The organism is Streptomyces sp. SAS_281, from assembly GCF_052542855.1.
Genome location: NZ_JBMNDO010000005.1, coordinates 41,883 through 57,264, shown reverse-complemented (window position 1 = coordinate 57,264; position 15,382 = coordinate 41,883). Strand labels below are relative to the sequence as shown.

10 protein-coding genes are annotated in these 15,382 nt (G+C 72.0%); 6 read left to right on the top strand and 4 right to left on the bottom strand.

Annotated features, from left to right (window positions below):
• Positions 1-345 precede the first annotated feature (345 nt).
• Positions 346-612 carry a 30S ribosomal protein S20 gene (rpsT, locus tag ACN6LM_RS03675; RefSeq protein WP_018103239.1) on the bottom strand — a complete coding sequence of 89 codons (267 nt, stop codon included), beginning with the start codon at positions 610-612 and terminating at the stop codon, positions 346-348.
• Between the two features lie 221 nt (positions 613-833).
• Between rpsT and lepA the strand changes: the two genes are divergently transcribed.
• The 4 genes from lepA to hemW all read left to right on the top strand — a co-directional run bounded on the left by lepA (position 834) and on the right by hemW (position 8,229).
• The gene (gene lepA / locus ACN6LM_RS03670; RefSeq protein ID WP_445063811.1) at positions 834-2,708 is read left to right on the top strand and encodes a translation elongation factor 4; all 1,875 of its coding nucleotides are present in this window, start codon (positions 834-836) and stop codon (positions 2,706-2,708) included.
• Between the two features lie 215 nt (positions 2,709-2,923).
• Entirely contained in the window at positions 2,924-4,813 is a 1,890-nt protein-coding gene (locus tag ACN6LM_RS03665) for an AMP-dependent synthetase/ligase (RefSeq protein WP_445063810.1), read from the top strand.
• Between the two features lie 233 nt (positions 4,814-5,046).
• Complete coding sequence (locus ACN6LM_RS03660) at positions 5,047-6,939, top strand: SpoIIE family protein phosphatase (RefSeq protein WP_445063859.1); 1,893 nt, start codon at positions 5,047-5,049, stop codon at positions 6,937-6,939.
• Between the two features lie 57 nt (positions 6,940-6,996).
• Positions 6,997-8,229 (top strand): radical SAM family heme chaperone HemW, encoded by a 1,233-nt coding sequence (gene hemW, locus ACN6LM_RS03655; RefSeq protein ID WP_445063809.1) that lies wholly within the window; start codon positions 6,997-6,999, stop codon positions 8,227-8,229.
• A 95-nt stretch (positions 8,230-8,324) separates the two neighbouring features.
• On the opposite strand, the gene ACN6LM_RS03650 is transcribed toward hemW, so the two are convergent.
• From ACN6LM_RS03650 to ACN6LM_RS03640, 3 genes are all read right to left on the bottom strand, one after another.
• Positions 8,325-11,198, bottom strand: coding sequence for an ABC transporter substrate-binding protein (locus ACN6LM_RS03650; protein ID WP_445063808.1), 2,874 nt, complete (start codon positions 11,196-11,198; stop codon positions 8,325-8,327).
• Between the two features lie 116 nt (positions 11,199-11,314).
• A complete protein-coding gene (locus ACN6LM_RS03645) occupies positions 11,315-12,133 on the bottom strand; it encodes a DUF3097 domain-containing protein (RefSeq protein WP_164404452.1) in 819 nt (272 codons plus the stop codon).
• A 99-nt stretch (positions 12,134-12,232) separates the two neighbouring features.
• Positions 12,233-12,955 carry an MBL fold metallo-hydrolase gene (locus tag ACN6LM_RS03640; protein ID WP_445063807.1) on the bottom strand — a complete coding sequence of 241 codons (723 nt, stop codon included), beginning with the start codon at positions 12,953-12,955 and terminating at the stop codon, positions 12,233-12,235.
• Positions 12,956-13,139: 184 nt separating this feature from the next.
• On the opposite strand from ACN6LM_RS03640, the gene hrcA reads away from it, so the two are divergent.
• A complete protein-coding gene (hrcA, locus tag ACN6LM_RS03635) occupies positions 13,140-14,156 on the top strand; it encodes a heat-inducible transcriptional repressor HrcA (RefSeq protein ID WP_018103247.1) in 1,017 nt (338 codons plus the stop codon).
• Positions 14,157-15,293 carry a molecular chaperone DnaJ gene (gene dnaJ, locus ACN6LM_RS03630; protein WP_445063806.1) on the top strand — a complete coding sequence of 379 codons (1,137 nt, stop codon included), beginning with the start codon at positions 14,157-14,159 and terminating at the stop codon, positions 15,291-15,293.
• Positions 15,294-15,382 lie beyond the last annotated feature (89 nt).

The window sequence follows — 15,382 nt, the reverse complement described above, 5'->3', positions numbered from 1 at the left end:
GGTTCTGCCGTGCGGGCGGGTGTCCTCAAGCGCCGGACGGGCTGGTTCTGCCGTGCGGGCGGGTGTCCTCAAGCGCCGGACGGGCTGGAACTTGCCGTTCAGGCGTCCTCAAGCGCCGGACGGGCTGGTTCTGCCGTGCGGGCGGGCGTCCTCAAGCGCCGGACGGGCTGGGAGGAGCGCTCATGCCGAAGGCCCCGCTCCCTGGGGAAAGGGTGGCGGGGCCTCGGGTTCAGACTGGTGCGTCGCACCCGCGTGGCGAACGCAGGTTCGGTGTGCGGCGCGGGGGCCGGGCAGGAGCGGGGTAGAGGGCCCGCTTGGTCCGTCCCGGCATAGGGATCAGATCGCTCAGCCCTGGAGGGTGGCAGCCTTGGAGGCCAGCGCCGACTTCTTGTTGGCGGCGGCGTTCTTGTGGATGACACCCTTCGAGACGGCCTTGTCCAGCTGGCGGGACGCGGCGCGCACGGCGACGGTGGCCTTCTCGACGTCGCCGGCGGCGACGGCCTCGCGGGCCTTGCGGATCGCGGTCTTGAGCGACGACTTGACGGCCTTGTTGCGCAGGCGCGCCTTCTCGTTCGTCTTGTTCCGCTTGATCTGGGACTTGATGTTCGCCACGAAAGAGCCTTTTCAGGTTCGTTGGATCTTCGATGTGTGTCCGTGCGGCCCGAGAGCCACATGGCACAGCTGTCCACGGTAGCAGGAGCGGTCCGACCGGCCCAAACCGGTCGCCGCCGCGCAGGCGTGGGACGATGGAGGCTACGTACAGATCCGCCCCGACCCGAACCGACCCGAGACACGGCGTCCGGCGTCCGGCGTCTCAAGAATCAGGACCCTGCGTGCCCGCGACTCCTCTCCACGTGCCCGAGCCGAGCCGTACCGACCCGGCGCTGATCCGCAACTTCTGCATCATCGCGCACATCGACCACGGCAAGTCGACCCTCGCCGACCGGATGCTCCAGCTCACCGGGGTGGTCGACCAGCGGCAGATGCGCGCTCAGTACCTCGACCGGATGGATATCGAGCGCGAGCGCGGCATCACCATCAAGTCCCAGGCGGTCCGGCTGCCCTGGGCGCCGACCACCGGTGAGGGCCAGGGCAGCACCCATGTCCTCAACATGATCGACACGCCGGGCCACGTCGACTTCACGTACGAGGTCTCCCGGTCGCTGGCCGCCTGCGAGGGCACGATCCTGCTGGTCGACGCCGCGCAGGGCATCGAGGCCCAGACCCTGGCCAACCTCTACCTGGCGATGGAGAACGACCTCACCATCGTCCCGGTGCTCAACAAGATCGACCTGCCGGCCGCGCAGCCCGAGAAGTTCTCCGAGGAGCTGGCCCACCTCATCGGCTGCCAGCCGGAGGACGTGCTCAAGGTCTCCGCGAAGACCGGGATGGGGGTGGACGCGCTGCTCGACCGCGTCGTCCGGGACGTCCCGGCCCCGGTCGGTAACGCCGACGCGCCCGCCCGCGCGATGATCTTCGACTCGGTCTACGACTCGTACCGGGGCGTCGTCACGTACGTCCGTGTCGTCGACGGCTCGCTGAACAAGCGCGAGCGGATCCGGATGATGTCGACCGGCGCCACGCACGAGCTGCTGGAGATCGGTGTCTCCTCGCCGGAGATGACGCCCTCCGACGGCATCGGCGTCGGCGAGGTCGGTTACATCATCACCGGGGTGAAGGACGTCCGGCAGTCCAAGGTCGGTGACACGATCACCTCGCTGAACAACGGGGCGACCGAGGCGCTGGGCGGCTACAAGGACCCCAAGCCGATGGTGTTCTCCGGGCTCTACCCGCTGGACGGCTCAGACTACCCGGACCTGCGCGAGGCCCTGGACAAGCTCCAGCTCAACGACGCCGCCCTGGTGTACGAGCCGGAGACCTCCGCGGCGCTCGGCTTCGGCTTCCGCGTCGGCTTCCTCGGCCTGCTCCACCTGGACGTGGTCCGCGAGCGGCTGGAGCGCGAGTTCGGCCTCGACCTCATCGCCACCGCGCCCAACGTGGTCTACCGGGTCGAGATGGAGGACGGCACCGAGCACGTCGTCACCAACCCGAGTGAATTCCCCGAGGGCAAGATCGACAAGGTGCACGAGCCGGTCGTCCGGGCCACGGTCCTGGCGCCCAGCGAGTTCATCGGCGCGATCATGGAGCTGTGCCAGCAGCGCCGCGGCACCCTCCTCGGCATGGACTACCTCTCCGAGGACCGGGTCGAGATCCGCTACACGCTGCCGCTCGCGGAGATCGTCTTCGACTTCTTCGACCAGCTGAAGTCCAAGACCCGCGGTTACGCCTCCCTCGACTACGAGCCCACCGGCGAGCAGTCGGCCCAGCTCGTCAAGGTCGACATCCTGCTGCACGGCGACAAGGTCGACGCGTTCTCCGCGGTCACGCACAAGGACAAGGCGTACGCGTACGGCGTGCGCCTCGTCGCCAAGCTGCAGAAGCTCATCCCCCGGCAGAACTTCGAGGTGCCGATCCAGGCGGCCATCGGCTCCCGGGTGATCGCCCGTGAGACCGTCCGCGCCATCCGCAAGGACGTGCTCGCCAAGTGCTACGGCGGCGACATCTCCCGTAAGCGCAAGCTGCTGGAGAAGCAGAAGGAAGGCAAGAAGCGGATGAAGATGGTCGGCAACGTGGAGGTGCCGCAGGACGCGTTCATCTCCGTGCTGTCGACCGACGAGTCCGCCGGGGAAGGCAAGACCAAGAAGTAGTCCCGGCAGGACAGGCGGCCCCCGTATCGCAGGCAGCACGCTGCGATACGGGGGCCCGTTCGTTATCAAGCGGGGTCCGATTGCCTCTTACGCGGGGCGCGCGGGCGCTCTACCCTGATCACGACTTCTTAGTTACTCGCCAGTTAAGCAAGCGGGATCGCAGCACGTAGACGCAGACAGCAGCAAGCACCACCGCCGCAGGCCCGGAGGATGTCGTGAGCGACACACAGACCATGATCGATAACCGTCCGCCCTCCGTGGCGACCCTCTTCATCGACCGGGTGGCGGCCACCCCGGACGGGGAGGCGTACCGCTACCCGGTGCCCGCGGCCGGCGGCGATGGCCCCGACGAGTGGAAGTCGCTCAGCTGGGCGCAGGCCGCCGAGCGGGTGTACGCCGTGGCCGCCGGGCTGATCGCGCTCGGCGTGAACCCGGAGGAGCGCGTCGCTCTCGCCTCGTCCACCCGGGTCGAGTGGATCCTCGTCGACCTCGGCGTCATGTGCGCGGGCGCCGCGACCACCACGGTCTACCCCTCCACCAACGCCGAGGAGTCGGCGTTCATCCTCGCCGACTCCGAGAGCCGGGTCCTGATCGCCGAGGACGCCGCCCAGCTGGCCAAGGCCCGCGAGCGCCGCGCCGAGCTCCCGGACCTGGCGCACGTCGTGGTCATCGACGCGGAGGGCGCCGGTCCGGCCGAGGGCGACCCCGAGGGCTGGGTGCTCACCCTGGCCGAGCTGGAGGCCCTGGGCGCCGAGCACCTGGCGAAGAACCCGGCGGCGGTCCGCGAGCGCGTCGACGCCATCACCTCCGAGCAGCTGGCGACCCTCATCTACACCTCGGGCACCACCGGCCGCCCCAAGGGCGTACGGCTGCCGCACGACAACTGGTCGTACATGGCCAAGGCCACCGTCTCCACCGGCCTGATCACCAAGGACGACGTCCAGTACCTCTGGCTGCCGCTCGCCCACGTCTTCGGCAAGGTCCTCACCTCCGGGCAGATCGAGGTCGGCCACGTCACCGCCGTCGACGGCCGCGTGGACAAGATCATCGAGAACCTGCCGGTCGTCCAGCCGACCTACATGGCCGCCGTGCCGCGCATCTTCGAGAAGGTCTACAACGGGGTCGCGGCCAAGGCGCGCGCGGGCGGCGCCGCCAAGTACAAGATCTTCCAGTGGGCGGCCGGCGTCTCCCGCGAGTACGCCAGGGTCTCCCAGGACAACTTCCGGCGCACCGGCAAGGCCTCCGTGCCCTTCGCGCTCGGCAGCAAGCACAAGGTCGCCGACGCGCTGGTCTTCGCCAAGATCCGCGAGGCGTTCGGCGGCCGGCTCCGCGCCTGCGTCTCCGGCTCCGCCGCGCTCGCCCCCGACATCGGGCTCTTCTTCTCCGGCGCCGGCATCCACATCCTGGAGGGCTACGGCCTCACCGAGTCGAGCGCCGCCTCCTTCGTCAACCCGGGCGAGAGCTACCGCACCGGCACGGTCGGCAAGCCGCTGCCCGGCACCGAGGTGCGGATCGCCGACGACGGCGAGATCCTGCTGCGCGGCCCCGGCATCATGCAGGGCTACCAGGGCCTGCCGGACAAGACCGCCGAGGTGCTGGAGGCCGACGGCTGGTTCCACACCGGCGACATCGGCGAGCTCTCCGTCGACGGCTACCTCCGGATCACCGACCGCAAGAAGGACCTGATCAAGACGTCGGGCGGCAAGTACATCGCGCCCGCCGAGGTCGAGGGCCAGTTCAAGGCCGTGTGCCCGTTCGTCTCCAACATCCTCGTGCACGGCGCGGACCGTAACTTCTGCACCGCGCTGATCGCCCTGGACGAGCCCACCATCCTCGGCTGGGCCGCCGAGAACGGCCTGGGGGGCAAGTCGTACGCGGACGTCGTGGCCTCCCCGAAGACCGTCGAGCTGATCGACGGCTACGTGAAGCGCCTCAACGAGGGCCTCCAGCGCTGGCAGACCATCAAGCAGTTCCGGCTGCTCCCGCGCGACCTCGACATCGAGCACGGCGAGGTCACGCCCAGCCTCAAGCTGAAGCGGCCGGTCGTCGAGCGCACCTACAAGGACCTCATCGAGGAGATGTACGCCGGTTCCCGGGAGGCGTGATCCGCACTCCGCGCGGCGCCCGCTCCACCTCCCCACGCCCCCCGAAAGCCCCCCGCGCACTCCGGCGCGGGGGGCCGGCGCGTTCTCGCAGCAACATCGTGACCTCCCACTTCGGTAACTCGACGCGTATGTGAGGGGCCGATCTGTCACTCTGTCCGTGTCGTCAGCGGCGCACCACGGAGAAACAGGCAGAGCGAGAACAGGTCAGGAGCCGCCCTGTGGGGTCCATTCCCTTGCAGCGGGACATCGTGCAGCGTCCCGGAACCACCGCCGCCACAGGCGCACAGCCGGTCGCCCGGACCAGCCTCCCCGGCAACCTCCTCGCGCCCGCCGCGGCCCGGCGGTTCGTCACCGCCGCGCTGGACGAGTGGACCGGGCTCGGCCTGCCCGCCGCGGTCGGGTTCAGCGAGCGGCTGTCCGACGACGCGGCGATGATCGTCAGCGAGCTGGTGACCAACGCCGTCGTGCACGCGGGCACCGCGGTCGAACTGCTCTTCCGGCTGGAGGAGGCCACCGAGGACGAGGAGGCCGCACTGGTCCTGGAGGTCGCCGACCACCACCCCGGCCGCACGGTCCGCGGCGACCACGCGCACAGCGCCGAGAACGTGGGCGAGCCGGCCGACTACGGGCGCGGCCTGGACATCGTCGCCGCCCTCGCCGAGCGGTGGGGCATCACCTACCGCACCGGCACGAAGACCGTCTGGGCCCGGCTCCCCGTGGACGACTGGAATCCGTTCCCCGAGGGACGCGGCGAGACCGGCCTCGACCGGGGGCTGCGCGCCGCCGAACTGCTCGCCCCCACCGCCCGGCGGCCCGCCCGCGACGACGGGGACTGGGCCGGGCGCGGCGCGCTGTCGTTCCTCGCCGAGGCGTCCGACCTGCTGGCCGGGCAGCTGGACGAGGACATCGTGGCGGCCCTCGCCGGTCAGTTACTCGTCCCCCGCCTCGCCGACTGGTGCGCGATCTGGCTGGAGCCCGAGAGCGGCGGCCCCGCGGCCGTCCCCCGCCTCGCCAAGATCTGGCACGTGGACGAGGAACGGATCGGTCCGCTGCGCGCCCTGCTGGAGGGCGACCCGCTCCGGCTGCCTGAACGCGTCGGCACCGGTGCCGTCTCCATGCCGTGGCCCGGCAGCGCGGAGGACGGCGAACCACCGGACGAGGAGGAGGGCGTCGCGTTCGCCTACCGCGTCACCTCGGGCGGCCGCACCCTCGGAGCCGTGCTGCTGGGCCGCGAGTCCACCGACCGCCTGCCCGACGAGCTGACGGCCCTCATCGAGGACTTCGTGCGCCGGGTCGGCCTCGCCGTGGGCGCCGCCCGCGCCTACACCCGCCAGGCCACCATCAGCCGCATCCTCCAGCGCGGGCTGCTGCCCAGCAAGGTCGCCCGGATACCGGGCGTGGCCAGCTCCCTCGTCTACGAACCGAGCGACGACGGCGTCGTCGGCGGTGACTTCTACGACATCTTCCCGTGCCCCGGCGACCGCTGGTGCTTCGTCCTCGGCGACGTCCAGGGCAGCGGCCCCGAGGCCGCCGTCGTCACCGGCCTGGCCCGCCCCTGGCTGCGGCTGCTGGCCCGCGAGGGTTTCCAGGCCGACGAGGTCCTGGTCCGCCTCAACCGGCTGCTCCTGGACGACGCCATGGAGGCCGCCGAGGCCGCCGCGCTCATGGTCGCCGCCGCCGGCGGCCAGCACTCCGCGGACAACGGCGGGCAGTCCCGCTTCCTGTCCCTGCTGTACGGGGAGCTGGTGCCGCTGCCCGGCGGCGGCGCGCGCTGCACCCTGGCCAGCGCCGGGCACCCGCTGCCGCTGCTGCTGCGCCCGGACGGCACCGTGCGGCCCGCCGCCGAGCCGCAGCTGCTGCTCGGACTGATGGACGACGCCGTCTACGGGACCCAGAGCTTCGACCTAGCGCCCGGTGACAGCCTGCTCTGCGTCACCGACGGGGTCACGGAGCGGCGCTCGGGCGCCCTGATGTTCGACGACGGGGACGGGCTGGCGAAGGCGCTGTCGGGGTGCGCGGGGCTGAGCGCGGAGGAGATCGCGGAGCGCATCAAGCACGCCGTGCACGACTTCGCCGAGCGCCCGCCGGACGACGACCTGGCGCTGCTGGTGCTCCAGGCCGAGTAGTAGCGCCGGTCCGGGGTGTGGCGTCCGTTCGCCGGGCGGCGCGCGACAATGGGCGGTATGCCTTCCGTACTGCCCGATGGTGAACCCGTGCCCGACGACGGGGCGCTGCCCCGCCATGCCCTGGAAGGCGCAGCCGGCCGCCCGCTCGGCTTCTACCTGCACGTGCCGTACTGCGCGACCCGCTGCGGCTACTGCGACTTCAACACGTACACGGCGACCGAGCTGCGCGGCTCCGGCGGCGCGCTGGCCTCCCGCGACAACTACGCCTCCCACCTCGTCGGCGAGATCCGCCAGGCCCGCAAGGTCCTCGGCGACGACCCGCGCCCGGTCCGCACGGTCTTCGTCGGCGGCGGCACGCCGACCCTGCTGGCCGCGGCTGACCTGGTCCGGATGCTGGCGGCGGTCCGCGAGGAGTTCGGGCTCGCGGACGACGCCGAGATCACCACCGAGGCCAACCCGGAGTCCGTCGGCCCCGCCTACCTGGCCGAGCTGCGCGAGGGCGGCTTCAACCGGATCTCCTTCGGCATGCAGAGCGCCCGGCAGCACGTCCTGAAGATCCTCGACCGCACGCACACCCCGGGCAGGCCCGAGGCGTGCGTGGCCGAGGCGCGTGCGGCCGGCTTCGAGCACATCAACCTGGACCTGATCTACGGCACCCCCGGCGAGTCCGACGACGACTGGCGCGCGTCCCTGGACGCGGCGATCGGTGCCGGGCCCGACCACGTGTCCGCGTACGCCCTGATCGTGGAGGAGGGCACCGGCCTCGCCCGCCGCATCAAGCGCGGCGAGATCCCGATGACCGACGACGACGCGCACGCCGACCGCTACCTCATCGCGGACGAGGCGATGGCCGCCGCCGGCTACTCCTGGTACGAGGTCTCGAACTGGGCCCGTACGCCCGAGGGCCGCTGCCTGCACAACGAGCTGTACTGGCGGGGCGCCGACTGGTGGGGCGCCGGGCCGGGCGCGCACAGCCACGTCGGGGGCGTGCGCTGGTGGAACGTGAAGCACCCGGGGGCGTACGCACAGGCTCTGGCCGAGGGGCGTTCGCCGGGGGCCGGGCGAGAGATCCTGTCCGCCGAGGACCGCCGCGTCGAGCGCATCCTGCTGGAACTGCGGCTCGTGGACGGCTGCCCGCTCTCCCTGCTCGCCCCCGCCGGCCTCGCGGCGGCCCGCCGGGCGGTGGCCGACGGCCTCCTGGAACCGGCACCGTTCGAGTACGGGCGGGCCGTGCTGACGCTGCGCGGGCGGCTGCTGGCCGACGCGGTGGTGCGCGACCTGGTGGACTGAGCGGGGCGCCCAGGGGCGTACGCGCATCCAGGCGTACGCCCCTGAGCACGCCCGGTACGCGTTGACCAAGGCGTACGCCCCCGAGTACGCCCCGCTCACTTCAGCGGGCAGCCCGCCGGTGTCAGCGCCCGCGCCCCCGCCGCCCGGCCGCAGATGATCCGGGCGCGGCTCCGGCCGTCCGGGTAGGTGATCTGCACGACGTCCAGCCCGTGGCCCGCCTGCGCCTCGTACGGGATGAAGCCGCGGAAGGTGACCGTCCCCGTGGGCATCTTCCGCAGATTCACCGCGTAGAGGTTCGCCCATGTCTCCGCGGCGCTGTTCGCCGCGTCGCCGTGGCTCGCCGCGTCGTACAACGCGGCCGTGGCGCTGTACGCCATCACCGACTGGCCGCTCGCGAAGAGCGGGTCCTCGTACGGTTTCGACGCAGGCAGGCGGGGAAGCGTCGCGCCCTCGGACAGCAGCTTCCCCAGGGCCCGGCGCGACTCCTCGTAGAAGCCGTCGGCGCGGCCGCGGCTCATCGGTGCGAGGGTCGTGTGGTACAGCGTGACGTTCCTCGTGGTGTCCGTGCTCGCGTCGAGCCGGGCCTTGGACAGGTCGTCGCCCGTGAAGACGGTGATCGGGCGGCGCGAACAGCTGTGGGTGAGCCGGCTCATCAGGTTGGCGACGTCCTCGACCCGGCCCGCGAAGTACAGGGCGTCCGGCGCCGGGTCCGCCGCGCAGATCCGCTGCACCGGCCGGTCCAGGTCGGCGCTGCTGCGGCGGCCGAGGTCGTACTCCACGGGATCCGACAGCTCGAAGCCCGACTTCTCCAGCATCGCGCTGCCCACCTCCTGCTGCTCCAGCGTGTAGCGGTCCTTGTCGTTGTTGCCGAGCTTGCGCGACAGGACCAGGGCATGCGGCTTGTGCTTGCCGGCCGCCTTTTCGGCCACCTGCTCGGCGACGAGGCCGAGGGCGTCCGCCTGCTCCCGGTCGGTGGCCGCCAGGCCGAAGTAGTTGGAGTAGTCCGTCGCCAGATAGCCGCCGGAGTTGGTGGTGTCCACCACGGGCAGGCCCGCCTGCTGAAGGAGCGCGGTGGCCTCCGGGCTGTCCGTGGTGTCGCGTCCGAGCCCGACCACGCCGACGACCGACCGGTCCCTTTCGGCCACCTCGATGATCTTCTTCACCGCGGGTATCTGCTGGAGCATGTCCTGCCCGCCGTTGGCGCTCAGCACCCGCAGCTTGACGGAGAAGTCCAGCGTGTTGGTGTGGTGCTGGAAGAGATAGACGCCGGTCAGCTCCTCCAGGGCCTTGCGGGTGCGCTCCGGGGACGGGGCGGTGAACGGGCCCGCGTAGATCAGCGTGACGTACTTGTCGCCCGGCTCGATCGAGGCGTTCTCCTCGGCCACCGCCCGCTCGATCCGGTCGAAGGTGACCCCCGCCCCGGCCCCGTCCAGCTCCAGTTCGTTGCCCTCCGCGAAGCGCACCCGGGTGGTCGTCGCCACGCCGACGCACTCCTTGCCCCCGCCGCCCGGACCGTCCAGCCGCACCGAGTCGGTGTCGACGTCCGTGAGCGGGCCGTGGCAGTAGCGATCGGCCAGGTGGTTGCTCAGCAGCATCGTCCCCAGCAGCGCGCCGGCCATCAGGACGGCGACCGTCGTCCGCGACATCACCCACCACACCCACGTCCTGCGCACCCGCTCCGTGGACAGCTGCGCGTGCGCGTGCTCATGGGTCAGCTGCGCCGTCGACAGCGGCAGCCGCAGCACCCAGGCGGGTGTGGCCGTGCCCGAGGGCGACTGGCCCACGCTGAGGTGGCCGACCCAGTCCTCGTACCTGGCCCGCGCCGCACCCGTGTGCGCGGGCGGCGGGTCGGGCGGCAGCGGCGGGGTGTGCCGCAGGATCTCGGCCGCCGGCAGGGAGGCCAGGAGCAGCAGCGGATCGACCTCGCTGCGCCGGGAGCGGACGTTGTTGACCGCGTTGATCAGCTGGACGCCGCCGTTGCTCTGGACGGCCCTCGGCAGGAAGACCACCGGCGGTACGGTCCGCTTGCCGCGCCGCCAGTCCGCGGCGTGCGGCCGGTAGTTGTTGCGCAGGTCCTCCAGCAGCGCCTGGACCCGCAGCTCCAGGTGGAACTGGCGGGACCGCTCGTCGCCCGCCGCCGCGTCGGCCACCCGCCCGGCGACCACCGCCGCCCGCGCCCGGATCACCCGCCACGAACCGCTCGGGGAGAACCGGGACCAGCCGTCCGACGGATAGCCGGTACTGGCGGCGGCCAGCGACGAGGTGGTGGCGAACCACTTGCTGGCCCGGCGCAGCCACAGCAGCGGCGGCGCCGACGTCGACAGCAGCCGGACCACCGCGAGCCCGAGGACCGCCCCCACGGCCACCAGCACGGTCGGCAGCCAGCCGATCTCGCCGAGCAGCACACCCAGGACCGCGATGACCACGGCCCCCACGAACGTCTCCGGCCGCACCGACTCACGGAACGCGGTCCACCAGGTGCCCCGGCCGCTCCGCCCGGCCCGCCAGCGCAGCGCGCTCAGCTCCTCCAGGATCCGCTCGTCGCGCTGGTCCCGGGAGCAGCCCGGGTCCGGGTCCCGCAGCACGGCCTCGGTGGCCTGTTCGATGGCGCCGAGCAGCCGGGAACGGGGGAAGGCGAACGGTTTGTACTGCGAGCCGCCCCGGGTCTCCCACGGCTTCTCGGTCAGCGTGCGGACCATGTCGAGCGCCGCGTCGTACGGGGTGTCGCCGCGCCCGTCGAGCAGTCTCAGGGGGACGCGGCGCGGCTGGTTGGCCCGGTGGATCTGGCGCACGATCTGCTCGACCCGGGCGTCCACGGCGGGCGGCACGTCGGCGTCGGCGGCCTGGAGGACCACCAGCGGCATCACGGGCCGGTTGTCGCGGTAGCGGTCGATGAGCTGCTGCACGAAGTGGAAGACGGCGGAGGCCGCCTCGTTCTCCGCACTGTCCCGCCAGACCTCGCGTGCCATCGCCCCGTGCCTTCCCTCGCGAAAAGAGCCTGGCCCCACTCAATAACCGATGATGTGTGCGAGGCGCAGGCATTCATCCGGATCGGTGCCGGATCGACGGGAAGGCCCGCCGGACATCAGTCCGGAAGGGTGACGAAATCGATCAATTCCTCGACCCGGCCCAGGAGTTCGGGCTGGAGGTCGCGGTAGGAGCGGACCGAGGACAGGATGCGCTGCCAGGCCGCGCCGGTGTTCTCCGGCCAGCCCAGCGCCCGGCACACGCCCGTCTTCCAGTCCTGCCCGCGCGGCACCACCGGCCATCCGGCGATCCCCACCGACGCGGGCTTCACGGCCTCCCACACGTCGATGTACGGGTGTCCGACCACCAGCACGTCGCCGTCCGACACCTGGGCCGCGATCCGGGACTCCTTGGAACCGGGCACCAGGTGGTCGACCAGCACCCCGAGGCGGGCGTCCGGCGCGGGTGCGAACTCCCGCACGATCGCCGGCAGGTCGTCGATCCCCTCCAGGTACTCCACGACCACGCCCTCGATGCGGAGGTCGTCGCCCCAGACCCGCTCGACCAGCTCCGCGTCGTGCCGTCCCTCCACGTAGATCCGTCCCGCCCGCGCCACCCGCGCCCGCGCCCCGGGCACCGCCACCGAACCGGAAGCCGTACGCGCGGGCCGTACCGGACCCCCGGCCGACGGGCGCACCAGCGTGACGACCCGGCCCTCCAGCAGGAAGCCGCGCGGCGCCATCGGGAAGACCCGGTGCTTGCCGAACCGGTCCTCCAGGGTCACCGTCGGCCCCTCGGCGGTCTTCTCGCACCGGATGACCGCGCCGCAGAATCCGGTGACCGCCTCCTCCACGACCAGATCGGTCTCGGCGGGCACCTCCGGGGCGGGGGCGGACTTCTTCCACGGCGGGGTCAGATCGGGCTGGTAGCTGCGCATCGCACGACGATAAGCGGGGAAGAGCCGCGACACGCCGAACCGGGAGGCCACCTGCCCACCCGCCTTCCCCGCCAGGAAGCGGCCGAGCACCCGCCGCCCCTACGACACGCCGAACCGCCCCGCCAGCGCCTCCCGCTGCGCCCGGACGAACGCCGCGTCCACCACCGCCCCGTGCCCCGGCACGTACAGCGCGTCGTCGCCGCCCTTCTCCAGCAGCCGGTCCAGCGCCGCCGGCCAGCGCGCCGGGCGGGCGTCCGGGCCCGCCTGGGGTTCGCCGGACTCCTCGACCAGGTCGCCGCAGAACACCAGGGCGGGTGAGCCCGGGACCAGCACCGCGAGGTCGTGGCCGCTGTGCGCCGCGCCCATGTTCACCAGGACCACCTCCCGGCCGCCGCCCAGGTCCACCGCCAGCTCCCCGCGCACCTCGTGGCCCGGGGCGACCAGCACATCGACGGACCCGGCCGCGTCCGCCTCGGGCAGGCCCTGGGCCACCGCGTCCGCGTACAGCTCGTCCGCCCCGCGCCGCAGCAGCTCCGCCGCGCCCTCGGAGCCGTACACCCGCGCACCGGCGAACGCCGCCGTGCCCAGCACATGGTCGAAATGGGGGTGGCTGAGTGCGATGTGCGTCACCCTCCGGCCGAGCAGCGCCTCGGCCTGGGTGCGCAGTTCCACGCCCTCGCGCAGTGACGAGCCGGTGTCGCAGAGCAGCGCCCCGCCCGGACCGGCCACCAGCAGGGCCGTCGCGTCCCAGCGGGGAAGGCGCCGGCGGCCCGTTCCGTGACCCAGCCGCTCCCATCCGAAGTCTTCCCAAGAGGCATCCATGCGGCGACGCTATCGGCAGCGACCTGCGCGATCGGGCGGCACGGTGGCCGGTCGCCCTTGCTAGGGCACCACCCCGTCGCCGTACACTTGCCGGGGATCGCTGGCACTCGTACGCACCGAGTGCCAGGAGGAATCCCGGGAACGGCCCGGGACACCGACGTGGAGAGCTGGAGGTGTGCGCGCGATGCTCAGCGAACGCAGACTCGAAGTGCTGCGCGCGATCGTCCAGGACTACGTCGGGACCGAGGAGCCAGTCGGCTCCAAGGCGCTCACCGAGCGGCACAAGCTGGGGGTCTCCCCGGCGACCGTCCGCAACGACATGGCGGTGCTGGAGGAGGAGGGCTTCATCGCCCAGCCCCACACCAGCGCCGGGCGCATCCCGACGGACAAGGGCTACCGGCTCTTCGTGGACAAGCTGGCGGGCGTCAAGCCCCTCTCGTCGCCGGAGCGCCGCGCCATCCAGAACTTCCTCGACGGCGCGGTCGACCTGGACGACGTCGTGGGCCGTACCGTACGGCTGCTCGCGCAGCTGACCCGGCAGGTCGCCGTCGTGCAGTACCCCTCGCTGACCCGTTCGACGGTGCGGCATGTGGAGCTGCTGTCCCTGGCCCCGGCGCGGCTGATGCTCGTGCTGATCACGGACACCGGCCGGGTCGAACAGCGGCTGGTGGACTGCCCGGCGCCGTTCGGCGAGACCTCCCTCGCCGATCTGCGGGCCCGGCTCAACAGCCGGGTGGTGGGGCGCCGGTTCGCGGACGTCCCGCAGCTGGTGCAGGACCTGCCGGAATCCTTCGAGAGCGAGGACCGGGGAACCGTGTCCACCGTCCTCTCGATCCTGCTCGAAACCCTCGTCGAGGAGACGGAGGAGCGGCTGATGATCGGCGGCACCTCCAACCTCACCCGCTTCGGACACGACTTCCCGGTGATGATCCGGCCGGTGCTGGAGGCACTGGAGGAGCAGGTCGTGCTGCTGAAGCTGCTCGGCGAGGCCAAGGACTCGGGCATGACCGTACGCATCGGGCACGAGAACGCCCACGAGGGGCTCAACTCCACGTCCGTCGTCGCGGTCGGCTACGGTTCGGGCGACGAGGCAGTCGCCAAACTCGGCGTGGTCGGACCGACCCGCATGGACTACCCCGGAACGATGGGAGCGGTACGCGCAGTGGCACGTTACGTCGGACAGATCCTGGCGGAGTCGTAAGTGGCCACGGACTACTACGCCGTACTCGGCGTGCGCCGCGACGCTTCCCAGGACGAGATCAAGAAGGCATTCCGGAGGCTCGCCCGCGAGCTGCACCCGGACGTCAACCCCGATCCGAAGACCCAGGAGCGGTTCAAGGAGATCAACGCCGCTTACGAGGTCCTGTCGGACGCGCAGAAGAAACAGGTCTACGACCTCGGCGGCGATCCGCTCTCGCAGTCCGGCGGCGCCGGCGCGGGCGGCTTCGGCCAGGGTGGCTTCGGCAACTTCTCCGACATCATGGACGCGTTCTTCGGTACGTCGTCGCAGCGCGGGCCCCGCTCGCGCACCCGGCGCGGCCAGGACGCCATGATCCGGCTGGAGATCGACCTCTCCGAGGCCGCCTTCGGCACCACCAAGGACATCCAGGTCGACACCGCCGTCGTCTGCACCACGTGCAGCGGCGAGGGCGCGGCCCCCGGCACCTCGGCGCAGACCTGCGACATGTGCCGCGGTCGCGGTGAGGTCTCCCAGGTCACCCGGTCCTTCCTCGGCCAGGTCATGACCTCCCGTCCCTGCCCGCAGTGCCAGGGCTTCGGTACGGTCGTGCCGACCCCGTGCCCGGAGTGCGCCGGCGACGGCCGCATCCGCTCGCGGCGCACGCTGACCGTGAAGATCCCCGCCGGTGTCGACAACGGCACCCGCATCCAGCTCGCGGGCGAGGGAGAGGTCGGCCCCGGCGGCGGCCCCGCCGGCGACCTCTACGTCGAGATCCACGAGCTGCCGCACGCGGTGTTCCAGCGCCGCGGCGACGACCTGCACTGCACGGTCACCATTCCCATGACGGCGGCGGCCCTCGGCACCAAGGTGCCGCTGGAGACGCTGGACGGCCTGGAGGAGGTCGACATCCGGCCGGGCACCCAGTCCGGCCAGTCCGTCCCGCTGCACGGGCGCGGCATCACCCACCTGCGGGGCGGGGGTCGCGGCGACCTCATCGTGCACGTCGAGGTGATCACCCCGATGAAGCTGGACCCGGAGCAGGAACGCCTCCTGCGCGAACTGGCCAAGCTGCGCGGCGAGGAGCGGCCCACCGGCCAGTTCCAGCCGGGCCAGCAGGGCCTGTTCTCCCGTCTGAAGGACGCCTTCAACGGCCGCTGACGGTCGCGCGCACGCGGTACGGGCCCGGCCTCCGGGTCCGTACCGCGCCGCCGCCGGAGGCTGTCGCGGGGCGGGCATCACGGGACAGG